This window comes from Xanthomonas cissicola, assembly GCF_008801575.1.
Taxonomy (GTDB): Bacteria; Pseudomonadota; Gammaproteobacteria; order Xanthomonadales; family Xanthomonadaceae; genus Xanthomonas; species Xanthomonas cissicola.
The window spans coordinates 112,740-138,358 of record NZ_VZPL01000005.1 but is presented as its reverse complement, the minus strand read 5'-3'; the positions used below and the strand labels follow the sequence as shown (position 1 = coordinate 138,358).

At 65.1% G+C, this 25,619-nt stretch carries 21 protein-coding genes, 1 pseudogene and 1 riboswitch; of the genes and pseudogenes, 4 read left to right on the top strand and 18 right to left on the bottom strand.

What is annotated here, in order from left to right; all coding sequences use genetic code 11:
* Window positions 1-60 precede the first annotated feature (60 nt).
* Together F7R02_RS03970 and F7R02_RS26295 are read left to right on the top strand one after the other, a co-directional pair.
* A complete protein-coding gene (locus F7R02_RS03970; RefSeq protein ID WP_235900886.1) occupies window positions 61-447 on the top strand; it encodes a lysozyme inhibitor LprI family protein in 387 nt (128 codons plus the stop codon).
* Window positions 448-456: 9 nt separating this feature from the next.
* Entirely contained in the window at window positions 457-1,938 is a 1,482-nt protein-coding gene (locus F7R02_RS26295) for an XVIPCD domain-containing protein (RefSeq protein WP_167520959.1), read from the top strand.
* A gap of 120 nt (window positions 1,939-2,058) precedes the next feature.
* On the opposite strand, the gene F7R02_RS03960 is transcribed toward F7R02_RS26295, so the two are convergent.
* The 13 genes and pseudogenes from F7R02_RS03960 to F7R02_RS03895 all read right to left on the bottom strand — a co-directional run bounded on the left by F7R02_RS03960 (window position 2,059) and on the right by F7R02_RS03895 (window position 18,228).
* A complete protein-coding gene (locus F7R02_RS03960; RefSeq protein ID WP_078589462.1) occupies window positions 2,059-2,766 on the bottom strand; it encodes a response regulator in 708 nt (235 codons plus the stop codon).
* Window positions 2,756-5,416: a DUF4118 domain-containing protein gene (locus F7R02_RS03955; protein ID WP_078589464.1), complete on the bottom strand. Its 2,661-nt coding sequence runs from the start codon at window positions 5,414-5,416 to the stop codon at window positions 2,756-2,758. The genes F7R02_RS03960 and F7R02_RS03955 overlap by 11 nt, the downstream gene beginning before the upstream one ends.
* Before the next feature lie 52 nt (window positions 5,417-5,468).
* Window positions 5,469-6,098 carry a potassium-transporting ATPase subunit KdpC gene (kdpC, locus tag F7R02_RS03950; RefSeq protein ID WP_033483814.1) on the bottom strand — a complete coding sequence of 210 codons (630 nt, stop codon included), beginning with the start codon at window positions 6,096-6,098 and terminating at the stop codon, window positions 5,469-5,471.
* A 40-nt stretch (window positions 6,099-6,138) separates the two neighbouring features.
* On the bottom strand, window positions 6,139-8,187 hold the full coding sequence (gene kdpB, locus F7R02_RS03945; protein ID WP_005910957.1) for a potassium-transporting ATPase subunit KdpB: 2,049 nt from the start codon (window positions 8,185-8,187) through the stop codon (window positions 6,139-6,141).
* Window positions 8,188-8,199: 12 nt separating this feature from the next.
* Window positions 8,200-9,993 (bottom strand): potassium-transporting ATPase subunit KdpA, encoded by a 1,794-nt coding sequence (gene kdpA, locus F7R02_RS03940; protein WP_078589466.1) that lies wholly within the window; start codon window positions 9,991-9,993, stop codon window positions 8,200-8,202.
* A 15-nt stretch (window positions 9,994-10,008) separates the two neighbouring features.
* Window positions 10,009-10,101 carry a potassium-transporting ATPase subunit F gene (locus F7R02_RS03935; RefSeq protein WP_005910961.1) on the bottom strand — a complete coding sequence of 31 codons (93 nt, stop codon included), beginning with the start codon at window positions 10,099-10,101 and terminating at the stop codon, window positions 10,009-10,011.
* A gap of 450 nt (window positions 10,102-10,551) precedes the next feature.
* Window positions 10,552-11,677, bottom strand: a pseudogene (locus F7R02_RS03930) (F-box domain-containing protein).
* A 458-nt stretch (window positions 11,678-12,135) separates the two neighbouring features.
* Window positions 12,136-13,722, bottom strand: a complete 1,587-nt coding sequence (locus F7R02_RS03925) for a CocE/NonD family hydrolase (protein WP_078589470.1) — start codon at window positions 13,720-13,722, stop codon at window positions 12,136-12,138.
* Window positions 13,723-14,125: 403 nt separating this feature from the next.
* Complete coding sequence (gene thiL / locus F7R02_RS03915) at window positions 14,126-15,100, bottom strand: thiamine-phosphate kinase (RefSeq protein WP_033483817.1); 975 nt, start codon at window positions 15,098-15,100, stop codon at window positions 14,126-14,128.
* 110 nt (window positions 15,101-15,210) lie between these two features.
* Entirely contained in the window at window positions 15,211-15,690 is a 480-nt protein-coding gene (gene nusB / locus F7R02_RS03910; protein WP_078589472.1) for a transcription antitermination factor NusB, read from the bottom strand.
* Complete coding sequence (ribH, locus tag F7R02_RS03905) at window positions 15,687-16,151, bottom strand: 6,7-dimethyl-8-ribityllumazine synthase (protein ID WP_003490334.1); 465 nt, start codon at window positions 16,149-16,151, stop codon at window positions 15,687-15,689. Before ribH ends, nusB begins: the two co-directional genes overlap by 4 nt.
* Before the next feature lie 338 nt (window positions 16,152-16,489).
* Window positions 16,490-17,629, bottom strand: a complete 1,140-nt coding sequence (gene ribB, locus F7R02_RS03900) for a 3,4-dihydroxy-2-butanone-4-phosphate synthase (protein ID WP_003490321.1) — start codon at window positions 17,627-17,629, stop codon at window positions 16,490-16,492.
* Window positions 17,626-18,228 (bottom strand): riboflavin synthase, encoded by a 603-nt coding sequence (locus F7R02_RS03895; RefSeq protein WP_033483819.1) that lies wholly within the window; start codon window positions 18,226-18,228, stop codon window positions 17,626-17,628. Before F7R02_RS03895 ends, ribB begins: the two co-directional genes overlap by 4 nt.
* A gap of 168 nt (window positions 18,229-18,396) precedes the next feature.
* Window positions 18,397-18,575, bottom strand: a riboswitch (FMN riboswitch).
* Window positions 18,576-18,795: 220 nt separating this feature from the next.
* Here F7R02_RS03895 and F7R02_RS03890 point away from each other — a divergent pair.
* The gene (locus F7R02_RS03890) at window positions 18,796-19,419 is read left to right on the top strand and encodes a hypothetical protein (RefSeq protein ID WP_005910986.1); all 624 of its coding nucleotides are present in this window, start codon (window positions 18,796-18,798) and stop codon (window positions 19,417-19,419) included.
* 94 nt (window positions 19,420-19,513) lie between these two features.
* Here F7R02_RS03890 and ribD read toward each other — a convergent pair whose 3' ends face one another.
* From ribD to F7R02_RS03865, 5 genes are all read right to left on the bottom strand, one after another.
* Entirely contained in the window at window positions 19,514-20,623 is a 1,110-nt protein-coding gene (ribD, locus tag F7R02_RS03885) for a bifunctional diaminohydroxyphosphoribosylaminopyrimidine deaminase/5-amino-6-(5-phosphoribosylamino)uracil reductase RibD (RefSeq protein ID WP_078589474.1), read from the bottom strand.
* Window positions 20,620-21,105: a GNAT family N-acetyltransferase gene (locus tag F7R02_RS03880; RefSeq protein WP_016848947.1), complete on the bottom strand. Its 486-nt coding sequence runs from the start codon at window positions 21,103-21,105 to the stop codon at window positions 20,620-20,622. The genes ribD and F7R02_RS03880 overlap by 4 nt, the downstream gene beginning before the upstream one ends.
* Window positions 21,102-21,626 carry a transcriptional regulator NrdR gene (nrdR, locus tag F7R02_RS03875; RefSeq protein WP_003490311.1) on the bottom strand — a complete coding sequence of 175 codons (525 nt, stop codon included), beginning with the start codon at window positions 21,624-21,626 and terminating at the stop codon, window positions 21,102-21,104. The genes F7R02_RS03880 and nrdR overlap by 4 nt, the downstream gene beginning before the upstream one ends.
* A 100-nt stretch (window positions 21,627-21,726) precedes the next feature.
* The gene (gene glyA / locus F7R02_RS03870) at window positions 21,727-22,980 is read right to left on the bottom strand and encodes a serine hydroxymethyltransferase (protein ID WP_078589476.1); all 1,254 of its coding nucleotides are present in this window, start codon (window positions 22,978-22,980) and stop codon (window positions 21,727-21,729) included.
* A 197-nt stretch (window positions 22,981-23,177) separates the two neighbouring features.
* Window positions 23,178-23,675 (bottom strand): RcnB family protein, encoded by a 498-nt coding sequence (locus F7R02_RS03865; protein ID WP_003490306.1) that lies wholly within the window; start codon window positions 23,673-23,675, stop codon window positions 23,178-23,180.
* Between the two features lie 224 nt (window positions 23,676-23,899).
* Between F7R02_RS03865 and ettA the strand changes: the two genes are divergently transcribed.
* Complete coding sequence (gene ettA, locus F7R02_RS03860; RefSeq protein ID WP_005910999.1) at window positions 23,900-25,561, top strand: energy-dependent translational throttle protein EttA; 1,662 nt, start codon at window positions 23,900-23,902, stop codon at window positions 25,559-25,561.
* Window positions 25,562-25,619: the final 58 nt, after the last annotated feature.

Here is a 25,619-nt window from a genome sequence, read left to right as displayed (position 1 = left end):
CGCGCCGGGTCTGCTTGCGCTTGCCCAGGCCCTCAGCGTCACCGAACGTCAGCTGCATAGATGATCCTCTACATGATGAGGCGGGTAGTGTCGCGTATCTGTGGTGCGTTGTTCAGAGCTTCCTTAGGCTCCACCTGCCTTGCACTGCAGCAGGCACGCACCATCGAAAACGAAATGGCTGCAGCCGAAAAAAATATCATCAACAAGGCACGGGCAAGCTATGCCAGCTACACCGCCGACGACCCAGCGTATCTCGACGACCTTGAAAAGGACTTCGCGGCATCCGCCAATGCTTGGCGAACGTATCGCGGCACCTATTGCCAAGCCGAGCCGTTGGTGCAGGGAATGTCTCGTAACGAGCAAGATGCGCTATCGACAGCATGCAAGATGAGCATCACACGCTCACGTATCGAGCAACTGGAGCAACTCGCAAAATCCATCCCATAGGGTCCAGTGATGGCACAGATTTATAGATACGATGCGCTCAGCCGTCAGAGCTTCGAAGTTCTTGCTTACAACGCTGTCGGACGCTCCAGCGAGGTAAATCTCGGTGCTGCATACGCATTACAACACAGCACTGGTAACTCGGGCTGGTCGGTAGGCATCATGCAATGGGACTTCGGCCAACCTGGGCGCGGTGAAGCTGCTGCGGAGATGCTTCGTCATTATTCGGATTGGGCGCTAACCGACCAAGGCTTCACCCAAACAGAGCAGACAGGCCTGTTACGTCGACTACAGACACGCGGCCAAGTGGGTAACGACCTTTCCGCTAAAGAACAGGATCGTCTCAACGAATTTCTCAGATCTGATGACGGGCGCATGTTTGTGCAAGATCTGAATGCTCAGCAGGTAGAGCGCAAATGGCAGGCTGTGGGACAGCCTTTGTCAGAAATAGGATGGCTGCGGGATCTCAACAGGACATACCCGGACGAAGCCGCTGAGATCGTTGCTGTCACCAGCAAACTTCACAACCAGAACCAAGCCCGTGGTGAGCTGCTTGTCGGCACCCTCCAGCAGTCCACGGGCATGACGCCCGAAAGCGTCCGTGAGTGGATCGGAAACCAGGGAATCAACGGACTGAACCCTGCCGCTCGCGCCGCGATCACGTCCGGGCGCGACGCGACAGTTAGGGGCGTCAGCCTCGTCAATGCATTGGAACTTGGAAGTGGACCAGGTAGCGAAGAGTGGAGGACCCAGGTCAGGGATGCCAACAACCCGGCCTTGGCCAGAGGATTCAACAGCGAACCCAGCTTGCAGCTTTTCGATGCCATGTTGCGCCATCCAGTAATTGGAGCGCGCATTCTTGGAAGGATGGATACCGAAGCAGCTGGACCGCCGCTAGTGATTGCCGGTGCGAACGAACTTGCCAGAGCTGAGATCTCTCAGGTCAGAGTTGATCGTCAAGGCCACTTATCGGTGACTGATCCTTCCGGGGAAATGCATATCTGGAATGGCAGATCTTGGGCTTCAGCACTAGAACGAACCGACCCGATCTACCACCGCGGAGCCCACCCTTTTGGGCCACCTGCACCCCTGACCCTCGATTCGCCAGCCTTGCCGCCAATATTCGCGCAGTGCGTAGAACGCGTTCATGCGTTGGACCGATCATTGGGGAGATCACCAGATGAACGCAGTGATAGGGCGGCCGCATGTCTGGCGACCGAGGCAATGGCAAACGGCCTCACGCGTGTAGACCACGTAATGCTCAGCACGGCCACGCCATCGCTGCAGGCTGGACATCATCTTTTCGCCGTACAGGGCAGTCCTAGCAACCCTGCGCACATGCGAGCTCATGTGGAAACCAAGGTGGCGATCAATACCCCGATCGTGTCGGTCCAGCGTGGGCTGGACCTCCAACAAGAACAGTTAACTCAGCAGCAGAGAATGCAACTGGAGCAAACACAGGAACCGCAACGCCAGGGACCGGTGATCGGATAGATGGTGGCACGGGTCTGGTGTTCCCAAGTTGCTCGCCAATCCATTCGCAACCACTTGCCAGGCGGGTGCACTCCTACCGAATGAAGGTGACCCAACCTGCAGGCGATCGAGCTCAACGCATTACCCGATAAACCGCAACCCCACGCCCGGTTCGGTGACGATGTAATGCGGGTCGGCGGCATCGTCCTGCAGCTTCTGGCGCAGCTTGCCGACCAGGATGCGCAGATAATGGGTGTCTTCCTCGTGGGTGGGGCCCCACACTTCGCGCAGCAACTGCGGTTGGGTGACCACGCGGCCGGCGTGCTTGAGCAGCAGTGCGAGCAGGGCGTATTCCTTGCGGCTCAGCGGCACGGCCTCGCCGTGCAGGGTGACCTCGCGCAGGCCCAGATGGATATGCAGCCGGCCGTCGTCGAACACGCTTTCTTCCACCGTGCTGCCGGCGCCGGCCTGGCGCAGCAGCGAGCGGATGCGGGCCATCAATTCCTGCACGCCGAAGGGTTTGGTGACGTAGTCGTTGGCGCCGGCATCGAGCGCGGCGACCTTTTCGGTTTCGCCGGCGCGCACGGTGAGCATGATCACCGGCACGTTGGACCACTGGCGGATCTCGCGCAGCACGTCATGCCCATCGCGATCGGGCAGGCCGATGTCCAGCACCACCAGTTCGGCGCCCTGCCCGGCCAGCAAGGCCAGGCCTTCTTCGCCGGTGCCGGCCTGCAGCACACGATAGCCCTGCGCACGCAGGCTGATGTCGAGGAAACGGCGGATCTGCGGCTCGTCGTCGACGATCAGCACGCGGGCGGGCGGGATGGCAGTGAGGTCAGTCGGCATCGGGGCGAGGTGGCGCGGCGGGAACGAGCAACGGCAGCGTAATGCGGATGGTGGTGCCGTGACCATGCGCGCTCGCCAATGCCGCCACGCTGCCGCCGTGCGCGCCGATCATGCCCTGGCAGATGGCAAGACCCAAGCCGGTGCCGTTGCGCCCGCGGTCGCCGCGCTCCACGCTGTAGAACATGTCGAAGATCCGCGCGCGCTCGTCTTCGGGAATGCCCGGCCCCTGGTCGCCGATGTCGATCTGCAACGCGCCGGCACGCAGCTGCGCGTGCACGGTCACCGGCACGCCGGCTGGCGAAAATTTCGCCGCATTTTCCAGCACGTTGAAGATGGCCTGTTCCACCAGCGCCGGGTGCACCCAGATCGCCGGCAGGTCGGCGGCCAGGTCCAGTTGCAGGCGCACCTCCGGCTGATAGCGCTGCAGGCGGCGGGCGGCCGAGCCGATCAATTCGTCGACGCCGATCCAGTCGCGATTCAAGGTCAGGCCGGTGTGGCCGAGCCGGGTCATGTCGAGCAGGTTCTGGATGTAGCGATCCAGCCGCTCGCCTTCGAGCTGGATGGTGTCGAGCAGACTGTGACGGTCGTGCGTGTCCATCGCATCGCCGTAGCTGGCCAGGCTGCTGGCCGAGCCGATCATCGAGGCCAGCGGCGAGCGTAGATCGTGCGAGACCGACGAGAGCAAGGCAGAACGCAGGCGCTCGGTTTCGCCACTGACGCGCGCGCCTTCCAGATCGGCGACCAGGCGCGTGCGCAGCGCAGCCTGGCCGATGTCTTCCACCATCGCTTCGGCCAGGCGGCGTTGTTCCAGGCCGGGCCGTTGCAGCGCCTGTCGAAAGCGCAGCGCGGCCACACCCAGGGTGCCGCGCTCGTGGCGCACCGGCAGGCACCACCACTGCGCCCCGGCCAAGGTATCGGTGAAACGGCCGGCCGGTTGGCCGTGGCGCTGGGTCCAATCGGCGGCGCTGCGATCTAGCGCACCGAAGCTGGCGGGTGCGTCGCTTTCGCGCTGCTCCAGGCGTAGCCAGACCTCGGCATCCAGCGCAGTGGTCAGCGCCCGACGGCCGGCTTCCAGCACCTGCCCCAGATCGGCGGCGGTGCTGAGCTGGCGGGCCAGCGCCTGCAAGGCGTTGGCATGCGCATTGGCCGCGCGCAAGGCCAGGACCTGGCTGCGCAAACGCGAGGCCAGCCGGCCGGCGACCAGCGCGGCGATCAGGAACATGCACACCGTCACCACGCCCTGGCGCGCGCTGATCTGCAAGGTGAAACGCGGCTCGATGAAGAAGAAGTTGTAGGCGACAAAACTCAGCAATGCGGCAACCACCGCAGCGGCCATGCGCGTGCGCGAAGCCACCAGCACCACTGCGACGATGAACACCATCGACAGGTCGTCGATATCGGTCCAGCGCTGCAGCAACCACGCCACCCCCACCGCACCAGCGGCCGCGATCGCAGCGAACGCCATGTCGTAGCGCTGCAGCCATTGGCGCGGGTTGCGCCAGCGTTGGCGCGCACGTGCGCGCGCATCGGCGGAGCTGACGATCACCAGTTCGTAATGCGCGCCACGTTGCAGCAATTGCTGGGTCAGCGTGCGGTTGAACATGCGCGCCAGCGGGCGCTCGCGGGTGCGCCCCAGCACCAGGGTGGAGATGCCGTTCTGCGAGGCGAAATCCAGCAAGGCATCGGCCACATTGGCGCCATGCAGCAGCGCGGTGTCGCCACCGAGGCGATGGGCGAGCGCGAATGCGCGATCGATTTCCAGCTGCCAGGCTGCATCAGTCACGGTGCGGGTCTGCACGGTGACCACCGTCCACGGTGCATCGCGCCGCTCCGACAGACGCCGCGCCACGCGCACCAGATAATCCGAGCTGCCGCGGCCATCGATGGCCACCACCACGCGGCGTCGCAACGCGGCGGTGCCAGGCAGGCCGCGCGCGGCCTGGGTATCGCGCAGATCGCTGTCGACGCGGTCGGCAGCGGTCTGCATCGCCAGCTCGCGCAAGGCGGTGAGGTTGGAAGGCGAGAAAAACGCCTGCAATGCCTGCGTGGCCTGCTCGGGCAAATACACCTTGCCCTGCTGCAGGCGCTCGATCAGTTCGCGTGGCGGCAGGTCCACCAGCACGATGTCGCGCAGGCGGTCGAACACGGCATCGGGCACGGTCTCGGACACGCGCACGCCGGTGATGCGCAGCACGATGTCGTTAAGGCTTTCCAGGTGCTGGATGTTGACCGTGGTGTAGACGTCGATCCCGGCATCGAGCAACTCCACGATGTCTTGCCAGCGCCGCTCATGGCGGCTGCCGGGCACGTTGCGGTGCGCCAGCTCGTCGATCAGGGCCAGCCGCGGCTTGCGTGCCAGCAATGCATCCAGGTCGAGTTCTTCCAGCATGCGGCCCTGGTAACTCACGCGGGCGCGCGACAGCAGCGGCAAGCCTTCCAGCAACGCCGCGGTTTCGCTGCGCCCGTGCGTTTCCACCACGCCGGCCACCACATCCATGCCCTGGCGCAGGCGCTCGCGCGCCCGCGACAACATGGCGTAGGTCTTGCCGACCCCGGGCGCGGCGCCCAGGAACACCGTCAACCGACCACCGTGTTCGCGCTGTAATTCGCCGATCAGGGCATCGGCTTGCTGGGTGCGGGCGTCGTTCATCGGGAATCGGGAATCGGGAATCGGGAATCGCAGAGCGTACAGCTGAGTGTTCCTAGTGCGCTTGCTTCACACCATTTCCCCTTCCCAACTCCCCATTCCCAGCTTGATCAAGCGCCAGATTCAACGCCAACACATTCACCCGCGGCTGCCCAAGCAGTCCGAACTGGGGTGCTTCGGTGGTCGCCTGCACCAGGGCGGCAACGCGTTGCTCGGGCCAGCCGCGTGCGGCGGCCACGCGGCGGATCTGCACCTGGGCGCCGGCCGGGCTCAGGTGCGGGTCCAGGCCGCTGCCGGATTGGGTCAGCAGCTCGCCCGGTACGGCCTCAGGGGCGATGCCGTCGCGTGCGGCCACTTGCGCACGCGTGGTGGCGATGCGGGCCAGCAAATCGGGATTGGAGCGGGCCTGGTTGCTGCCGGCCGCGGCGGTGAGATCGTACTTGGCGGCCGACGGACGCGGCTGGAAATAGCGCGCATCGGTAAACGGCTGGGCCACCAAGGCCGAACCAACCACGCGCGCATCGACGCGCATCAGCGACCCGGTGGCCTGCTCGGAGAACAGCGCACCGGTGATGCCGGTGGCGATCAGCGAGTAGGCCAGGCCCAACCCGAACAAGGTGAACACCGCGAGCACCAGCGAACCGCGCAGGACGCCGTCGTCGCGTAACGGCAAGGAAGAAGACATGGACATGTTCCAGGACGAAGAAAGGGGCATCACGCGTGGCTCAGGCACCGAGGACGGCAACCAGCGCCAGATCGATCGCTTTGATCGCAGCGAACGGCAGCAACACGCCACCCACGCCGTAGATCAGCATGTTCCGGCGCAACAGCGCGGTGGCGCTGGAGGGACGAAAACGCACCCCGCGCAACGCCAGCGGAATCAAGGCCGGAATGATCAACGCATTGAAGATCAGCGCCGCCAGCACCGCATGGCGCGGGCTGGAGAGCTGCATCACGTTGAGCGCTGCCATCGACGGGATGGCGGCAGCAAACAGCGCCGGCAGGATCGCGAAATACTTGGAAACGTCGTTGGCCAGCGAGAAGGTGGTCAACGCGCCACGCGTGATCAGCTGCTGCTTGCCCACTTCCACCACCGCCAGCAGCTTGGCCGGATCCGAATCCAGATCCACCATGTTGCCGGCTTCCTTGGCCGCCTGCGTGCCGGAGTTCATTGCCAGGCCCACGTCGGCCTGCGCGAGCGCCGGGGCATCGTTGGTGCCGTCGCCGACCATCGCCACCAGTCGCCCGCCCGTCTGTTCGGCACGGATGCGTGCCAGCTTGTCTTCCGGGCGAGCCTGGGCGATGTAGTCGTCCACGCCGGCTTCGGCAGCGATCGCAGCTGCGGTGAGCGGGTTGTCGCCGGTGATCATCACCGTCTTGATGCCCATCGCACGCAACTGCGCGAACTTTTCCTTGATGCCCTGCTTGACCACGTCGCTCAACTCGACCACACCGAGCACATGACGGCCTTCGGCCACCACCAACGGTGTGGCACCGCCACGTGCGACTTCTTCGATGCGGCCCTGCAATTCCGGCGAGACCGTCGCGCCCTGCGCCTGCACATACGCCACGATCGAATCGCCGGCGCCCTTGCGGATGCTGCGCCCGCCGATATCCACGCCGGACATACGCGTCTGCGCGGTGAACGCGATGAAATCCCCACCCTCCGCCTCCACTGCGATGGCACCTTGCTGACGCGCCAGCTTGACGATGGATTTCCCTTCCGGCGTCGGGTCGGCCAGCGAGGCGAGCATGGCCGCATCGCGCAATTGCGCGCGGTCGACGCCGGCCAGCGGATGGAACGCGGTGGCCTGGCGGTCGCCGTAGGTAATGGTGCCGGTCTTGTCGAGCAGCAGCACATCCACGTCGCCGGCCACTTCCACGGCCTTGCCGGATTTGGCCAACACATTGGCCGACAGCGCGCGGTTCATGCCAGCGATACCAATGGCCGGCAACAGCCCGCCGATGGTGGTCGGGATCAGGCACACCAGCAACGCGATCAGCAGCAGCGGATCCAGCGTGACGCCGACAAAGCCCGCGATCGCCGGCAACGATGCCACCACGATCAAAAACGTCAGCGTCATCGCTGCCAGCAACAAGGTCAGCGCAATTTCGTTCGGCGTCTTTTGCCGGTTGGCGCCTTCCACCAACGCGATCATGCGATCGAGAAAGCTGTGCCCCGGCTCGGCGGTGACCTTGAATACGATCTCGTCGGAGAGCACGCGGGTGCCACCGATGACGCCGCTGCGATCGGTGCCGGCCTCGCGCAGCACCGGCGCCGATTCGCCGGTCACCGCCGCTTCGTTGATGGTGGCAACACCCCGTACGATCTCGCCATCGGCCGGCACGAATTCGCCTTCGGACACCATGACGTAATCGCCCGGGCGCAACTCCGCTGCCGGCACGCGCGTTTCGCGGCCACCGAGTGCGGTTTCCACCCTGCGTGCCACCAGGTCCTTGCGTGCACGCCGCAACGAGGCGGCCTGCCCACGCCCACGCGCTTCGGCAATGGCTTCGGCAAAATTGCCGAACAACACGGTGACGAACAGAATCGCCGTCACCGCCCAGCCGAAGCCGGCATGCGAGTGCCCGCTGGCGGTGATCACCGCTGCCAGCACCGTGCCGCCCATCACCACCGCCATCACCGGGCTGCGCAGCAGATGCCGCGGCGCCAACTTGGCGAACGCCGCGCGCATCGCCGCAACCAGCACGGCGGCATCGAACAACGCTGCGTCACCGCGCTCGCGTTTTTCAGTCGTATCGATCGTAGACATTGCTCAAAACTCTCAGGACGCCGCCAGGGCGAGGTGTTCAGCGATGGGACCCAGCACCAGTGCCGGCATGAACTGCAGCACGGTCAGCACGATCACGATCGCCATCAGGGTCAGCGCAAAGGTGGGCGTTTCGACCTGCAGGCTGCCGGCGGACTCCGGTGCACGCCGCTTCACTGCCATGCGTGCGGCCACCATCAACGGCAGGATCAACGCCGGATACCGTCCCAGCGCCAGCACCACCGAACAGCTCAGATTCCACCAGTACGTGGCATCGCCCAGGCCTTCGAAACCCGAGCCATTGTTGGCGAACGCAGAGGTGTACTCGTAGAACACCTGGCTGATGCCGTGGAAGCCGGGGTTGGAATTGGCAGTCAATGCCGGGACTGCCAGCGCCACTGCGGTAAAGCCCAGCACCACCAGCGGCTGCAGCAGGATCAACAGCGCCAGCAACTGCACTTCGCGCGATTCGATCTTGCGGCCGAACAACTCCGGCGTGCGTCCGGTCATCAAGCCGGCCAGAAACACGCTCAGCAACAGATACACCACGAACTGCTGCAGGCCGCAGCCGATGCCGCCCCAGATGGCGTTGATCAGCATGTCGACCAACGTGACCAGGCCACTCAACGGCGCCAACGAATCGTGCATCGCATTGACCGAGCCATTGGAGGTCTGCGTGGTCAACGCCGCCCACAATGCCGAGGCGTCCGCACCGATGCGCACTTCCTTGCCTTCCATCAGTGCCGGCGAGCTTGCGGTGGCCGAGTGCGCTTCGGACCACAGCAAGAGCGCGGTGGATGCGGCGGACATCGTCAACATCGTGCCGAACACCAACGCCGTAAGTCGCTTGCGCCCGGTCAGATAGCCGACCATGAACACCACGCTCATCGGCAGCAAGACCAAGGCGAGGGTTTCGAGCAGATTGCTCAACGGTGTGGGGTTTTCCAGCGCCACTGAACTGTTGGGGCCATACCAGCCACCGCCGTTGGTGCCGAGCTGTTTCACCGCCACCATCGCCGCAACCGGGCCCACCGCAATGGTCTGCTTGGGCATGCCCGCGCTGCCATCCAACGGCGTCGCGGTGGCCGCGCCCTGCAAGGTCGACGGCACGCCCTGCCAGCCGAGCAGCACGGCCCACAGCAGGCACAGCGGCAACAACACGCGTACGCTGGAGCGGATCACGTCGGCCCAATAGTTGCCGACGTCGGCTTCAGGCAGCGCTTCCAGGCCGGAACCCGTGTGTTGGCGTCCCTGACGCGACACTTCCGGCTCCGAAATCTCCGCCACAGCCGTCGTGTCCAGAATCGGTGCAGCAATCGACGCTTGTGTGGCTGCGCGCCCACCGAACAAGGCGCGCAGCGTCGCAACCGCCAATGCCAATCCCATCATCGGCGTCACCACCTGCAGGCCGACGATGCCGGTCATCTGCGCCAGATACGACAACTGCGCCTGGCCGGAATAATGCTGCTGATTGGTATTGGTGACGAACGACACCATGGTGTGCAGCGCGGTATCCCAACGCATGTTGGGGATGGCATCCGGGTTGAACGGCAGCCATGCCTGGGTCATGAACACCACCCAGGTCAACAAACCAACGACAAGGTTGCTGAGCAGAAAGGCCATGCTGTAGCCGCGCCACGACATGCCCTGCTGCGGGCGCGTGCCGAGCAGTGCGTACAACGGCCGCTCGATCCAGCCGAACAGCGCATCGCCACGCATCGGTGCGCCGCGCATCACCGCGGCCATGTAACGGCCCAGGGGCCACGCCAGCGCGATGGCCAGCGCGTACACAAGAAAAGTTTCAGTCATTGGAGCGCACTCGGATCAGAAGTCTTCGGGCCGCAGCACCACGTACAGCAGGTACGCAGCAGCAACGAGTACGGCCACGCCGCACAACAGGGACAACCAGCCAGGCATGTCGGTCACTCCCCCATCTGCGCGCACGGCGGCGCGATCAATGCGATGTGCAACAACGTAGGTGGCGTATGCGTGCCAACATGGCAAAGCGCTGCCGCACCGTGCGCGCAGCGCCGATGGAGCAGACAGGTCAAGGGATGCATCGGAATCGTCCACGGCGGAACCGCTCCGCCAACCTGCGCAGTCTCTGCCTGGGCCGCGTAAAGTCGCTATGGACCTGCCGCGGGCGCGACGTAAAGTCCGCATAAAATGCGCAGAGCAGCCGTGCGCCTCAACCAGATAACCCTCTGGGTGCTCCGACTGCTGGTTCCCCGACTGCGCGGGCCCGGCGGCGCGCAGATGGCAGCCATACGGTGAAGCCCCATCTGCTCTAGGGTCGCGCCGGACAGGGTGGCGCCAGGCGGATGCGCGTCCGCTGGTGTGACCACACCACACTCAATCAAACAGTGCTCACATGTCCAGATACCTGCGCGACACAGTCGCAAGCATCATGCTGGCCGTGGCGATCGCGTCATCGCATCTGGCGATGAGTTCAGCGGCCTGGTTCGGGATCGCAGCAGCCTGCGCACGGACGGCGGCGATGACCGGTATCTGCTCGCTCGGGAAGAGGCTCCCTGCCGCTGCAAGCACATCCAGGCTGCATAGATAACGCACCGCGGCAGGCTGGTGTGGCAACGCCCCAGCCAACCGCCTCAACACCGCGGCGCCACTCTCGGTGCTGTCCAATGCATGCACGGCTCGCGTCAATTCCCTGAAGGCGGCTTGGCGCACTCCCGGATTGGGCAGTCTGTTCAACAAGGCCACCAAGTGGGTCAAGGCTTCGGCTCCATCGCCCGAACGCGCGAGGTGCTCGGCAAGCTGCGCATACGCCTGCTGGAATCGATGGATCGGCTCCAATCCGACAAGATGCAGGCGCAGGGTCACCTCCGCCAACAGGCGGGGGCCGGTCTGGAGCGCGGCAGCCTCGGTGATCGCCAGGTTGACTGCCTCCTCGGGCAGCTGCCTGATCGCCGATGCCAGCAAATGAAACGGAAGTGCTCCGCCAATGCCTCCGGCAGCGCCGCCCTGGACCGGGGCCACGGCGCCTTGCGCTCCTGGCTCAGCATCACCTTGCACGCCCCCCTGCATCAGCCTCTGCTACTGCCCCCATATGGCCACCGTGCGCTGCTCCGGCAGCAGCCTGCAGCGCTTGCCTTCGCGTGGCAATCAAACTGGGCAAGATTGCATGCAAGGCGAGCGCGCGCAGGTCCTCGGGCAAGCATCCCAGGTCATCCATCAAGCGCGCCACCACGCGAAATGCCATATTCCCGGAATAGCGGGTGGCGTGATTCAACACCGCAGTAAACGCCTCAAATCGCTGCGCCTGCGGCAATGATGGAATCCGCGCCGCACGCCTTCCGTATCCGCGCAATATCTGCTCGCTGCGATCCTCATCGTCCGGGTAGGGGAAATGCGTCACCTCGTCCAGGGCGACGCGCATGCTTTCTGCACTATAGACGGCCCCGAACTCCAAGCTCGGGTCATAGCGCGGCCGCGCGGTCAGGAACGCTCGCATCCCGCTGGTGTCTTCCGCCATCTGCCGCGAGACGCTACCCAGGCGCACGAGGCTGCGTGGTCAGCACCGCTGCACAATCTCGCGGCGGAGATCATTCGGCAGCGCAGAAAGTCCGTCGAAGGTCTCGGCACGCTGGGTTGGCACTGCGCCTGGGGCGAGGATTCCTTGGCTCTCCGAAGCCTGTGACGTCAACGCCTCCTGCGTTTGGCTGGTCGACGCCACAGCATGCGGCAGGCCGGTTCGGTTGATCGGCATCTCGGGTCTCCTGCGGTGTGCCGCAGCAGCGGCATCGAGTTAGGCTTCGTGCTTACTTTCCCGAAAGCGGCATCGTGTGTGCGCGCACTGTCAGAAATCGCGTTCGCCTGAACGAACGCGACGTGACAGGTGCAGATGTGGGTTCTGCGGATGGCCTGCATCCGCCGCTGCTCGCTAGTACTGCGGCGGGCGACCTGGGATCGATGCAGATGCGGCGTGCCGCCCTACCGCAGCGGCACGTTCAACACGGACGGCGCTGCAACTGGCGAGGTGAATGTCACCGTGCCACCGCCCTCGCTGGCATCGGTATAGCGCGCGTCGCGGGTGTCGATCACCAAGACCAATCGCTGCCCTGCGGGAATCTCGGTTGCCGCCGCCTGCAGTAGCCAGTCCAGCGTGACTGCGCGCCCCGATGTGGCATTGCGCAACGAATACGGCGCATGCGTAATCAGTTTCGCCACGCCCAGCGCATCCATGCAGTAGAGATACGCGAAAAGGCTGACGTTGGACTGACTGGGCACCACTGTGACGCGTAGCGACGGGCGACCGGCCAGGCGCCGGGTGCCGTTCGATGGCGAGCCGACCCACACTGCGGCGGCGGCGCGGTTGACCAGCGGAATGGAGGTGCTCACCGGCAGGCCGATGCCTTGCAGCAAACCGCTGACCAGCACCACCCCGGAATCGGCCACGGTCGGCACGTCGGTGGCGATGCGCCATTGCCAACCGCTCGCCGTCCCTCCGGTCAATCCACCAGTGGGGCTCAGCAACCCTGCTGGTGCGGACAGACCAAGCTGTGTCGTGGCCTGTTGGACCGATGCCCAGTCCGGATAGTCCAGCCATTGGCCCGCACGTGGCGATAGCCGCACTGGCGCTTCTGCATCCACGCCGTTGCGAAGCTGCTTGAGATGGCGATCGAACCAGCGCGTGGTCGCGGTATAGATCTCATTCGGTAAACCCAATGCGCCGGGCAGCTCTGCGGTGGCGTGATCGCCCTGGCTGAGCAGCAGTTGTTTGGGGCCACGCAACTGGTTGAAGAACGCAGTGGTCTGATTGGGCGGAAACAATCCGTCGTTGAAGGCGTTACCCAACAGGACCGCGGCACCACGCGCATTGAGCGCTGCCACATCGGTCGAGGGGCTGCGCGAGGCGGCCTGCGGCAGGAAGCCCTGCACCGCGCCGTCGTAATCGCCTTGCGCCACGCGTGCGCCAATCTGCGCCAGATCCGGGCCGGCCCGGCCGGTCAGTGCGCCCGCACTCACCAGCAGTCCCACGCCCTGCTGGCTCACCGTGCGATTGGAATACAGCGAGGCTTCCAGATCGGCCCAACCGCTGAGCGCGGCCACCGCCTTGATACGCGGGTCGCGCTCGGCCGCCAGCAGGCTGATGCCTGCGCCGTACGAGATGCCCGACGCGCCGATCGCATTGGGATTGGCCGGTGTATGCGCCAATGCCCAGTCGATCACCGCACTGACGTCTTCCACCGTGTCCGGCCCGGCGATATCGATCTGCCCAGCCGAATCCCAGAATCCACGCGAGGTATAGCTGACCACCACGTAGCCGTCGCTGGCCAGTTGGGTGGCGCGCCCCAGATATTCCAGATTGGGCAGCGACCAGCTGGCCGGCATCACGATCAGCGGAAACGGCCCGGCGCCCTGCCCTTGCGGCACCAGCACCAATGCGCCCATTTGGGCGCCGTCCCAGCCTGGAATGCGTTCATAGGTCTTGCTGAAGGCGCCCGCCACGGCCGACGCCGATGCCGATGCCAACAGCAACGCCAGTACGGCGATGCTCCCGATCCAACGCTTGCTCATGCTGCTGTCTCCCACGCAAAGCCGGGCCGGGATGGCCCAGCGGCAACTGCGATACATCCGTGGTTGGGGGGGAGAACGTGGCGAACGTACCAGACGGTACGGTATGGCTCAAGGGCCGGGATGCGGGATCGGTTAAAGTGCGTGTGCGGGTCCGCCGGCTCAGGAGCGGTCAGGCAGACCGGCTTGCGACCTTCGCCCGCTTGCGGGAGAAGGTGCCCGAAGGGCGGATGAGGGCGCTGGCAGCACCCGTCGTTCCCAATGCGCTCCACCCAACTTCACAGAAGGCGCCACCGCCGCGCCCATACGCACCCAGCGATCAGCGCTCAGCGATCAGCGCAGCAGCATCGTCTCAGCGCAGTGCACCGACACCGCCCACATCCGCTGCACGCTCCAACCCCACGCCTCAACCGACGAAATGCTGGTACCCGCGCTGCGGTGGGTGCCAGGGGTTGCCTTCGGCGTCGTGCACCACCACACCGGGCGCGGCGACAATCTGGCCGATGCGGGTTGCAGCCACCTGTGCAAATTCCATTGCCTGCGCCACGGCATCGCGATGCTGCGGCGCGGCGGTGAAACACAACTCGTAATCGTCGCCACCGCCGAGTTGCCAGCCAAGGCATTGCACCACGTCGATTCCGGCACTGCGCGGCAGCGCCGGTAAGGCCGCAAGCAACAGGCGCGCCCCCACGCCGCTGCGTTCGCATAGATGTCCCAGATCGGCCAGCAGACCGTCGGAAATGTCCACGCAGGCATGCGCAAGCCCGCGCAGGCGCAGCCCCGCCTGCACACGGGGCTGCGGACGCAGCAGGCGGCCGCGCCAGCGCTCGTGCAACGGGTCGGCAGCCGCGCAGGTCACATCCAGCTGGCCGGCCTGCCACAACGCCAACGCGGCGGCGGCTTCACCCGGCGCACCGGTTACCCACACGTCATCGCCAACGCGCGCACCATCGCGCCGCAATGCTGCGCCAGGCGGCAGGCTGCCGATCGCAGTCACCGCGCACGACAACGGCCCGCGCGTGGTGTCGCCACCGACCAGCACGATGTCGTGTGCATCAGCCAGCGCGAAGAAGCCATCAGCAAACCCATCCACCCATGCCGCATCGTCGTGCGGCAACGACAACGACAAGGTGCACCAACGCGGTTGCGCGCCCATCGCCGCCAGATCGGAGAGATTGACAGCCAGCGTCTTCCAGCCCAGATCGTCAGCGCGCGTCTCATGCGGAAAATGCACGCCGGCATTGAGCGTATCGGCGGTGATCGCCAACTGCTCGCCGGCCGGCGGCTGCAGCAATGCTGCATCGTCGCCAATGCCCAACGGCACATCGGCACGCGCTGCAATGCGCGCACCCAGACGGGCAATTAGATCGAATTCGGGCATGGCGACGGAAATCGGGAAAAGGGAATCGGGAATCGCAAAAGCGCCTCAGCAGGTATCGGAAACGGTGCTCTTACGATTCCCCATTCCCGACTCCCCATTTCCCGCGGCGCTCAGGCGCCGCTGGCGCCCGACTCCACCTTGCGCCACTCCACCGCGGCGCGGCCCAGTACCCCGTTGACGTAGGTGTGGCCGTGCTCGGAGCCGAAGCGCTTGGCGGTTTCGATCGCTTCGTTGATCACCACGCGGTACGGCACATCCTGGCGGTACAGCAATTCGTAGGCGGCCAGGCGCAGCACGGCGCGTTCGATCGCATCGACCTCTTCCACGCTGCGATCCAGGTACGGCGTCAGCGCGGTATCCAGCTCGGCGCGATTGCTCAGCACGCCTTCCACCAGGTTCTCGAAGTACGCCAGATCGGCCACTTCGTGCGCCTGCTCGTGCGCGAACTGCGCGATCACCTGCTTGGCGAAACCGCCGGAGATCTGCCAGGCATAGACCGCCTGCAAGGCGCGCCGACGTGCGCGCGACCGCAGCACCGGGTCGATGCCGTCGCGACGGCCGTGGCGCGAATGCCCACCGGGCTTGCTCATGGCAGCAACTCCATCAAATTCACCAGTTCCAGCGCTGCAAGCGCGCATTCCTCGCCCTTATTGCCGTGGCTGCCGCCAGCACGGGCTTCGGCATCTTCCACGCGTTCGACCGCCAGCACGCCATTGAGCACCGGCACGCCGGTCTGCAACTGCACGCTCATCAGGCCTTCGGCACACAGGTCGGCCACGTGCTCGTAATGGCGGGTATCGCCACGAATCACGCAGCCCAGCGCGATGATCGCGCCGTGCTGACCGGACTGCGCTACGCGATTGGCGGCGATCGGGATCTCCCAGGCGCCCGGCACGCGGATCACGTCGATGGCGTCTTCGCCGATGCCGTTGCCGGCCAGGCTCTGGCGCGCGCCGGCAACCAGCACGTCGGTGATACGGGCATTCCAGCGGCTGGCGATGATCGCAAAGCGCGCGGTGGTGGGGCGAAGATCGCCTTCGTAGTGGGTCATGCGGGTCGGCAACTCGAGGGGGCGGGAAGTTTAACAGCTGCCGGGCCCAGGCCTGGCCGACGCGTGTGGGCCGGGTCGGCCAAAGCAGACCCAGCCATGCGCGTCAACAACACAGGCCATGGCAATCGGCCGAAGTTATTGAGGACATCGCCCAGCGCCACCAGGCTCTTGCGCCTGCACAGCCAGCCAGCGCAGGCCATGGCTGGATTGGTAGCGACACCAGGCCACTGCGTTGCCGGCACACGCACCGCGTTGCTGACAGCTGCGCGCCGTCAGCAACGCAACAGTCGAGACCACCGCGACCGGCCAAGTGATTGCGGCAACCGCTCGCAGCCATCTCAGGGAACGGCAGACGGCGGCACCGAGCGCACGCCTTCACCGGCATGGCACTCCAAATACTCGACCACCTCCAGCCCGAATCCGGCCAACCCCACCTGGCGCCGGGGGGTGCCCAGCACGCGCAACTTGCCCAGGCCGAGGTCGGCCAGGATCTGCGCACCGGCGCCGTTGCGCCGCCACTGACTCACGTCCTTGGCATTGGCGGCGGCTTCGGGCTGCTGGCGCAGCCGTGCCAGCAGCGATTCGCTGTCGCGTGGCGCCGACAGCACCACCATCACGCCCTGCCCCTCGGCGGCGATCGCGCGCAAGGCATCAGTGGCTGCCACGCCGAAGTCATCGCGCTGCCAGTGCAGCAGGTCGGCCAATGGGTTTTCCACCTGGACGCGCACCAGCGTCGGCGTCTGCGGATCGGCACGCCCGCGCAACAGCGCAAAGTGCAGGTCGTGCGCGATGCGGTCGCGGTAGGTCACCAGCTTGAACGCACCGAATTCGGTGGTGATCTCGCGCTCGTCCACGCGCTCGACGGTGTGCTCATTGGCAAGCCGATATGCGATCAGGTCGGCGATCGAGCCCATCTTCAGCCCATGCTCGCGCGCGAACACTTCCAGCTGCGGGCGACGCGCCATGCTGCCGTCCGGGTTGAGCACTTCCACCAGCACACCGGCCGGTTCCAGTCCGGCCAGCATCGGCAGATCGCTGGCCGCTTCGGTGTGGCCGGCGCGGGTCAGCACGCCACCGGGCTGGGAGATCAACGGGAAAATATGCCCGGGCTGGCTCAAATCCTGTGGCCGGGCATCCGGGCGGACTGCGGTGCGCACGGTGTGCGCGCGGTCGTAGGCCGAAATGCCGGTGGTCACCCCTTCGGCCGCTTCGATGCTGACAGTGAAGTTGGTCTGGAACTGCGCGGTGTTGTTGCGCACCATCGGCGCCAGACCCAGCTGCGCGCAGCGCTCGCGGGTCAGCGACAGGCACACCAGCCCGCGCGCGTGGGTGACCATGAAGTTGATGTCCGACGGCTTCACCAACTCGGCGGCCATGATCAGATCGCCTTCGTTTTCGCGGTCTTCGTCATCGACGATGACCACCATGCGTCCGGCGCGCAGTTCTTCGATCAGTTCCGGAACGGGCGCGAAATTCATGCTGCCCCCCGCGTGCCGAGCAGGCGTTCGACGTAGCGCGCCACCAGATCGATTTCCAGGTTCACCGCCGCACCGACCGCAGTCTGCGCAAACGCGGTGTGGGCTACGGTGTGCGGAATCAACGCGACCTCGAAGCCGTCTTCGTCTACGTCGTTGACGGTGAGGCTCACGCCGTCCACGCAAATCGAGCCCTTCTTGGCCACATAGCGCAACACCGACGCCGGCGCGGCAAACCGCCAGCGCTGCGCACGCGCATCGTCATGGACCGACTGCACCTGGCCCAGGCCATCCACATGTCCGCTGACCAGGTGCCCGCCAAGCCGATCGGTGGGTCGCATCGCGCGTTCCAGATTGAGCAATGCGCCCTCCGGCAACGCGCCCAGGGTGGTCAGCGACAGCGTCTCGGTCGAGGCATCGGCCTGAAAACTGTCCGCGTCGAACGCGATCACGGTCAGGCACACGCCATTGACCGCGATGCTCTCGCCCAACTGGACCGCTTCGAACGGCAGCGTGCCGGTGGCGAAGGTGAAACGCACATCGCCGCCCTGCGGCTGTCGCGCGGCCAGCTGGCCGACGCCTTCGATGATGCCGGTGAACATTAGCGTGCCCCCGCTTGCAGCAGCAAGGCTGCCGTGGTGGAGCGCTGGAAGGCCGCGGCGCAGCGCGGCAAGTGGTGCATGGACATTAGTCGTTTCTCGCAGGAGTTGAGCGAAAAACGCCGCAAGGCAAAGCAAACAGGCGCGCGCACAGCCGCAAGGCTGTGCGGTGGCCGTCTTCTTTCATCCGGACTATACCGTCGGCTCCGGCATCGGACCGGATCTGCTGACCTTGCGCAGCAGGGGTTTGGCGTTAGTCCGCTCAACCCTGGAGTGCAAGCGCTCGCGGGCTCGCATGCTTGCGCATGCCTACCGCCGGTGGGGAATCGCACCCCGCCCTGAAGACGTTCGTGAGTACCGGCGAACCGGCGCGCAAAGTTTAACAGGGCACATCGGCGCGAAGGCTGAGTGTGGAAGAAGTCTGGCAGGACACTGCGTCATGTCAGGAAATCCCCCCATAGCCAGGATTGTGAAGGATCTGTTAATTTACGCGCCGCGACGGGAGACGTCGTTCTTTTCCACCTCGCAACGGGGTGGAGACACGGACATCAATTCGGAGAGAGACATCCAATGCGTAAGACCCTGATTCTGGCTGCGCTGCTGGCGGCCGCACCGTTTGCCGCGTCTGCGGAAGGCCTGAGCTACACTTATGTCGAAGGTGGCTGGAACCGTACCGAAATCAGCGTCAACGGCGATTCGGACGATATCGACGGCGGCTACATCCGCGGTTCCTGGCAGATTGCCCAGCCGGTCTACCTGTTGGCCAGCTATGAGCGCGCCAACAAGGATTACACCCTCGGTGGCGGCTTCGTGCTCGAAGGCACGCTGCAGCAGGCCACGTTGGGTATTGGGTACCGCCAGGAAATGACCGAGCGCGTCGAGTTCACCGCCGACATCAGCGTGTTGCGCGCCAAGGTCGAATCCGACCTGCGCCTGCGCGGCCGTTCGGTCGACGATGCGTCGGATTCGAGCAACCTGGGCTTCGCCAACCTGGGTCTGCGCGGCAAGCCTTCGCCGCGCACCGAAGCCTGGATCAAGGCCGGCTACATCGACGGTAGCGACGTGGACAAGGGTGAGTTCGTCGGCACCCTGGGTGGCCAGGTCAACTTCACCCGCACCTGGGGCCTGGTCGCCGAAGCGCAGTTCGTCGACGACGCCAACCAGTACAAGGTCGGCGTGCGCGCGAGCTTCTGATCGGCGTCGCGCATGAAAAAAAGGCCCCGCATGCGGGGCCTTTTTTATGCGCGTAACGGCACGGCCGCGCAGCATCGCGCGCCCCATGCAGCGCTCACCCGGCAACAACCGGCGCATAGCGCAGACGCAGATTCTGGCCCAGCTGGCGCACATCCAGCAGCTGCAGCGCAGCGCGCTGCGCCATCGTTTCGATGCCAAGGCCAGCGAGCAAGGGCTTTGCGGTGTCGCCCAGCAACACCGGGGCCATGTAGACCAGCAGTTCGTCGACCAGCCCGGCCTGCAGCAGCGCACCGCTCAGCGTGGCGCCGCCTTCCACGTGGACTTCGTTGATGCCGCGCTCGGCCAGCAGCGCCAGCACCGCGGTCAGATCGAAACGTCCAGCATGCAGCTGCATCGCAAGGAACTGCGCATCGGTCGGCAAAGGTGCGGACACATCCTCGCCATGCAGATACAGCGTCGGCGCGTCGCCCTGACGAATGTTCCTGCACGCCAACGTCCGCAGCCCGGCATCGAGCACCACGCGCAACGGCGGCACGACCGACGTGTCCTCGCCCAGCCGCACCGTCATGGATGGGTCGTCGGCCATCACCGTACCTGCACCGGTCAGGACCGCGCCCGCACGTGCGCGCCAGCGCTGCACATCTGCACGCGCATCGGCACTGGTGATCCATTTGGATTCGCCGCTGGCCAGCGCGGTACGGCCGTCCAGGCTGGCGCCGAGTTTGACCCGCAACCACGGCCGCCCACGCTCCACCCGCGATAGAAATCCCCGGTTAAGCGTGCGCGCCTGCGCCTGCATCACGCCGCTCAGCACTTCGATCCCTGCCTCGCGCAGCAACGCGAAACCGCCGCCATTGACCTGCGGAAACGGGTCGGCCATCGCCGCGACCACACGTCTGACGCCTGCCTCGATCAAAGCCAGCGCACACGGCGGCGTGCGTCCGTAATGCGCGCATGGCTCCAGCGTCACATACGCGGTGGCACCGCGCGCCAACTCACCCGCTGCACGCAGCGCGAAGACTTCGGCATGCGGGCCGCCGGCACGTTGATGAAAGCCCTCGCCCACGCATACGCCATCGCGCACGATCACGCAGCCCACCATCGGATTGGGGCGGGTGGTGTAGGCGCCGCGCTCGGCCAGACGCAACGCCTGCGCCATCCAGCGATGGTCGTCGGCACTGGCGGTCGTTGCGGCCTCACTCATTGCGTCACCACTCCCGGCGCAATGCGCATCACCACGATCTGCATCGGGCCCAGCAATAATTCGGTATGTGTCTGCCATCCCAGGCGCTGGTAGAACGGCACCAATCCCGGCTGGCAATACAGATAGAGCAGCGGCACGCCCAGCTGCGCGGCGGCCTGCACACAGTGCGCCACCAACGCCTCCCCGATGCCCTGCCCGCGCGCTTGCGGCTGCACATACAACGACGCTAACCAAGGCGACCATCGTCGGATGCGTGCGTCGTCGTTTTCGAGCAGGCTCACCGAGCCCAGCCACTGCGTTTGATCCAGCGCCACCCAGGTCGTCGGAATGACGCCATCGCGCGCATGGCTGCGCAACTCGCTCAGCGCCTCATCGATGTTCCACTCCGGCAACAGCGCGCCGAAGGCCTGTAGATGCGCTTGCGCAATCGCAGGCAGGTACTGCGGCGTTTGCGCAACGCAGGCGATGCGCATCGCGCTCATCGCTTGCCGGGTTTGCCGGCGCGTTCCAATGCCGCTTCCAGCAGCGGCAGTTGTTCGCTGCCGACCGGCAGTTCGCGTTCGAGCTTTTCGATTTCCTCGCGGAAGTCGGCCACGTCCTGAAAACTGCGATACACCGAGGCAAAGCGCACATAGCCGACATGATCGAGCTTGCGCAGCTCCACCATCACGTATTCGCCTACCCGCAGCGAACCCACTTCGCGCTCGCCGGACATGCGCAGCTGGTGCACCACCGCGCGCACCGCCGCTTCGATCTGCTCTTCGGCCACCGGCCGCTTTTGCAGCGCGCGGTCGAAGCTGGTGCGCAGCTTGCGTGCATCGAACGCCTCGCGTCCACCATCGCTCTTGACCACGGTGGGCAGCTTCAGCTCGATCGTTTCCAACGTACTGAACCGTTCGCCGCACGCCTCGCACTCGCGGCGCCGACGGATCGTCGTGCCGTCTTCGGACACCCGCGAATCGATCACGCGGGTGTCGTTGTGCTGGCAGAAGGGGCAATGCATCAGACGTCCGGGAATAGGGAGAGGGGAATAGGGAATCGGGCCAGCAGAGCTATCGCAGCGTCGCTTTTACCATTCTCGTCTCCCCATTCCCCATTCCGTATCAGCCATACACCGGATAGCGCTTGCACTGCGCAGTCACCGCGTCGCGCACCTTCGCCAGCACGGCTTCGTCGGTTGGCGCGTCGAGCACGTCGGCGATCCAGTTGGCCAGATCGATGCTGTCCTGTTCCTGGTAACCGCGCGTGGTGATCGCCGGGGTGCCCAGGCGCAGACCGGAGGTGACGAACGGCGAGCGCGGGTCGTTGGGGACCGAATTCTTGTTGACGGTGATGTGCGCCTTGCCAAGCGCGGCTTCGGCATCCTTGCCGGAGACGTCGCGACCGATCATGTCCACCAGCATCAGATGGTTCTCGGTGCCGCCGGAAACGATCTTGTAGCCGCGCGCGATCAGCGTATTGGCCATCGCCTGGGCGTTCTTGACCACTTGTTGCTGATAGGTCTTGAACGCCGGCTCCAGCGCCTCCTTGAACGCCACCGCCTTGGCCGCGATGACATGCATCAGCGGGCCGCCCTGGATGCCGGGGAACACGATCGACTGCAGCTTTTTCTGCAGCTCTTCGCTGGCGCCCTTGGCGACGATGATGCCGCCACGCGGGCCACGCAGTGTCTTGTGCGTGGTCGAGGTGACCACGTGCGCATGTTCCATCGGGCTGGGATACACCCCGGCGGCGACCAGGCCGGCGATGTGCGCCATGTCCACGAACAGGTAGGCACCGACGCTGTCGGCGATGGCGCGGAAGCGGGCCCAGTCGATCTTCTGCGAATACGCAGAGAAACCGGCCACCACCATCTTCGGCTTGTGCTCGGTCGCCAGGCGCTGGACCTCGTCGTAATCGATCAGGCCCTGCTCGTTGACGCCGTACTGCACCGCGTTGAACAGCTTGCCGGAGACGTTGACCTTCGCGCCGTGGGTCAGGTGGCCGCCATGCGCCAGGCTCATCCCCAGGATGGTGTCGGCCGGCTGCAGCAGTGCCAGATACACCGCCTGATTGGCCTGCGAACCGCTGTGCGGCTGGACGTTCGCGTAATCGGCGCCAAATACCTGCTTGATGCGCTCGATCGCCAGTTGTTCGGCAATATCCACGAACTCGCAGCCGCCGTAGTAGCGCTTGCCCGGATAGCCTTCGGCGTACTTGTTGGTCAGCTGGCTGCCCTGCGCTTCCATCACCAACGGGCTGCAGTAGTTTTCGCTGGCGATCAGCTCGACGTGATCCTCCTGGCGGCCGGCTTCAGCAGCGATGGCCTTGGCCAGTTCGGGGTCGTAGGTTTCCAGTCGGACATCGCGCGAGAACATTCGAAGCTCCGGGGCAGCTATTGCCAGTAGGGTCGCCGATTGTAAGCCCCTGCCGCACGGGTGACCAACCGCGCAGCCGGCACGGCCGGTGCCCCCGTACTGCGCACATGACAAAGGCGCACCCGGAGATGCGCCTTTGTGCGATGACTGGCCCGACGGCCGGTCGCGGCCGGGAATGACCCGGTGGCCGCGCCGAGTTAGTTGTTGAGCACCAGGTCGGCAATGATGCCGGTGGCGATAGCCACCAACAGCAGATTGCCGCGGTCGTCGCGCTGCCAGCGATAGCCGTACGGCGGGCGGCGCAGGTCGTAGCGGTCGTAATCGTTCACCACATAGACCGGGCCATGGTAGCGCTGGCCACGGGCCCAGTACGGACGCGGCGGCGGGCCGGCGCGGTAGTACGCGGGGCGGTCGTAGACGTAGACGCGATTGCGGTCGTAGCGGCGGTCCTGGTAGCGGGCATCGCGGTAGCCCTCGCGATAGCCATTGCTGTAGTAGCGGCGGTCCTGGCGCCACTCGCGACGGTCGTCACGGCGGTCGTCGCGCCAGTCCCTTCGATGGTCGGGGCCATGGTGGCGATCATGGCCGCGCCGATCGTGGTCGCGGTCCCAATCCCCGGCGAACGCAGCAGGTGCGAAGGCACCCAGCGCCAGGATGGAGGAAAGCACAACGGTAACGATGCGTTTGCGGTTCATGACGGTTCCTGTTCGCGGTGTCGTAATTTCATTAAGGGACGGACCGCCTTAACGCATTCTTGCTGGAATCGATTACGAAAAAGCCTATTCAGGTCGAAAGTAAGGTGCCGTTTAACTGCCGGGGCGCTGCCGCGACCCAAGCCACTTGCCCGTATAATTGGCGCAATCCCTTTTCCGCTGCCTCCGGCCTCGGCCGGCGGGCTGCCTGCGTCCACGGAGCCCCCATGTCGCAATACATCTACACCATGAACCGCGTCAGCAAGGTGGTCCCGCCCAAGCGGCAGATCATCAAGGACATCTCGCTGAGCTTCTTCCCGGGCGCCAAGATCGGCCTGCTGGGCCTGAACGGCGCGGGCAAGTCCACGGTACTGAAGATCATGGCCGGGGTGGACACCGATTTCGAAGGCGAGGCACGCCCGCAACCGGGCATCAAGGTCGGCTACCTGGCGCAGGAACCGCAGCTCAATCCCGAGCACACCGTGCGCGAGGCGGTGGAAGAGGGCGTGGGCGACGTGCTGCAGGCCCAGGCCGCGCTGGACGCGGTGTATCTGGCCTATGCCGAAGAAGGCGCCGATTTCGACGCGCTGGCCAAGGAACAGGAACGCCTGGAAGCGATCCTGGCCGCCGGCGATGCGCACACCCTGGAAAACCAGCTGGATGTGGCCGCCGATGCGCTGCGCCTGCCGCCGTGGGACGCCATCGTCGGCAAGCTCTCCGGTGGCGAAAAGCGTCGCGTGGCGCTGTGCCGCCTACTGTTGCAAAAGCCGGACATGCTGCTGCTCGACGAACCCACCAACCACCTGGACGCCGAGTCGGTGGAATGGCTGGAGCAGTTCCTGGCGCGCTACACCGGCACCGTGGTGGCGGTGACGCATGATCGCTACTTCCTCGACAACGCCGCCGAGTGGATCCTGGAACTGGACCGCGGCCGCGGCATTCCGTGGAAGGGCAACTACACCGACTGGCTGACCCAGAAGGACGAGCGCCTCAAGCAGGAAGACAACCAGGAGAAGTCCCGCCAGAAGGCGATCCAGAAGGAACTGGAATGGTCGCGCCAGAACGCCAAGGGCGGCCGCACCAAGGGCAAGGCACGTCTGGCCCGCCTGGAAGAGCTGCAATCGGTCGATTACCAGAAGCGCAACGAAACCAACGAGATCTTCATCCCGCCGGGCGAACGCCTGGGCAACGCGGTGATGGAGTTCAAGAACGTGTCCAAGAAGTTCGGCGACCGCCTGTTGATCGACAACCTGTCGATGATCGTGCCGCCGGGCGCCATCGTCGGCATCATCGGCCCCAACGGTGCCGGTAAGTCGACCCTGTTCAAGATGATTACCGGCCAGGAAAAGCCGGACTCCGGCGAGATCGTGGTCGGACCGACCGTGCAGCTGTCGTACGTGGACCAGAGCCGCGACGCGCTGGAAGGCAACCACAATGTGTTCCAGGAAATCGCTGGGGGCCTGGACATCCTCAACATCAACGGCATCGAGATCCAGTCGCGCGCCTACATCGGCCGCTTCAACTTCAAGGGCCAGGACCAGCAGAAGATGGTCGGTTCGCTGTCCGGTGGTGAGCGCGGTCGTCTGCACATGGCCAAGACCCTGCTGCAGGGCGGCAACGTACTGCTGCTCGACGAACCGTCAAACGACCTGGACATCGAAACCCTGCGTGCGCTGGAAGATGCGTTGCTGGAATTCCCTGGCAATACCTTCGTGATTTCGCATGACCGCTGGTTCCTGGACCGCATCGCCACGCACATCTTGGCCTTCGAAGGCGATTCGCACGTGGAGTTCTTCCAGGGCAACTATCGCGAGTATGAAGAAGACAAGCGCCGCCGCATGGGCGACGACGCCGGCCCCAAGCGCCTGCGCTTCAAAGCGTTGAAGTAAGTCGTCGTCGGAGTAGAAAAAGGCGCCGAAAGGCGCCTTTTTTATCTGCGATGTCATC

Coding starts and splice junctions, on each gene's coding strand:
- F7R02_RS03970 (WP_235900886.1), top strand. CDS start 61: ATGATCCTCTACATGATGAGGCGGGTAGTGTCGCGTATCTGTGGTGCG.
- F7R02_RS26295 (WP_167520959.1), top strand. CDS start 457: ATGGCACAGATTTATAGATACGATGCGCTCAGCCGTCAGAGCTTCGAA.
- F7R02_RS03960 (WP_078589462.1), bottom strand. CDS start 2,766: ATGCCGACTGACCTCACTGCCATCCCGCCCGCCCGCGTGCTGATCGTC.
- F7R02_RS03955 (WP_078589464.1), bottom strand. CDS start 5,416: ATGAACGACGCCCGCACCCAGCAAGCCGATGCCCTGATCGGCGAATTA.
- kdpC (WP_033483814.1), bottom strand. CDS start 6,098: ATGTCTTCTTCCTTGCCGTTACGCGACGACGGCGTCCTGCGCGGTTCG.
- kdpB (WP_005910957.1), bottom strand. CDS start 8,187: ATGTCTACGATCGATACGACTGAAAAACGCGAGCGCGGTGACGCAGCG.
- kdpA (WP_078589466.1), bottom strand. CDS start 9,993: ATGACTGAAACTTTTCTTGTGTACGCGCTGGCCATCGCGCTGGCGTGG.
- F7R02_RS03935 (WP_005910961.1), bottom strand. CDS start 10,101: ATGCCTGGCTGGTTGTCCCTGTTGTGCGGCGTGGCCGTACTCGTTGCT.
- F7R02_RS03925 (WP_078589470.1), bottom strand. CDS start 13,722: ATGAGCAAGCGTTGGATCGGGAGCATCGCCGTACTGGCGTTGCTGTTG.
- thiL (WP_033483817.1), bottom strand. CDS start 15,100: ATGCCCGAATTCGATCTAATTGCCCGTCTGGGTGCGCGCATTGCAGCG.
- nusB (WP_078589472.1), bottom strand. CDS start 15,690: ATGAGCAAGCCCGGTGGGCATTCGCGCCACGGCCGTCGCGACGGCATC.
- ribH (WP_003490334.1), bottom strand. CDS start 16,151: ATGACCCACTACGAAGGCGATCTTCGCCCCACCACCGCGCGCTTTGCG.
- ribB (WP_003490321.1), bottom strand. CDS start 17,629: ATGAATTTCGCGCCCGTTCCGGAACTGATCGAAGAACTGCGCGCCGGA.
- F7R02_RS03895 (WP_033483819.1), bottom strand. CDS start 18,228: ATGTTCACCGGCATCATCGAAGGCGTCGGCCAGCTGGCCGCGCGACAG.
- F7R02_RS03890 (WP_005910986.1), top strand. CDS start 18,796: ATGCGTAAGACCCTGATTCTGGCTGCGCTGCTGGCGGCCGCACCGTTT.
- ribD (WP_078589474.1), bottom strand. CDS start 20,623: ATGAGTGAGGCCGCAACGACCGCCAGTGCCGACGACCATCGCTGGATG.
- F7R02_RS03880 (WP_016848947.1), bottom strand. CDS start 21,105: ATGAGCGCGATGCGCATCGCCTGCGTTGCGCAAACGCCGCAGTACCTG.
- nrdR (WP_003490311.1), bottom strand. CDS start 21,626: ATGCATTGCCCCTTCTGCCAGCACAACGACACCCGCGTGATCGATTCG.
- glyA (WP_078589476.1), bottom strand. CDS start 22,980: ATGTTCTCGCGCGATGTCCGACTGGAAACCTACGACCCCGAACTGGCC.
- F7R02_RS03865 (WP_003490306.1), bottom strand. CDS start 23,675: ATGAACCGCAAACGCATCGTTACCGTTGTGCTTTCCTCCATCCTGGCG.
- ettA (WP_005910999.1), top strand. CDS start 23,900: ATGTCGCAATACATCTACACCATGAACCGCGTCAGCAAGGTGGTCCCG.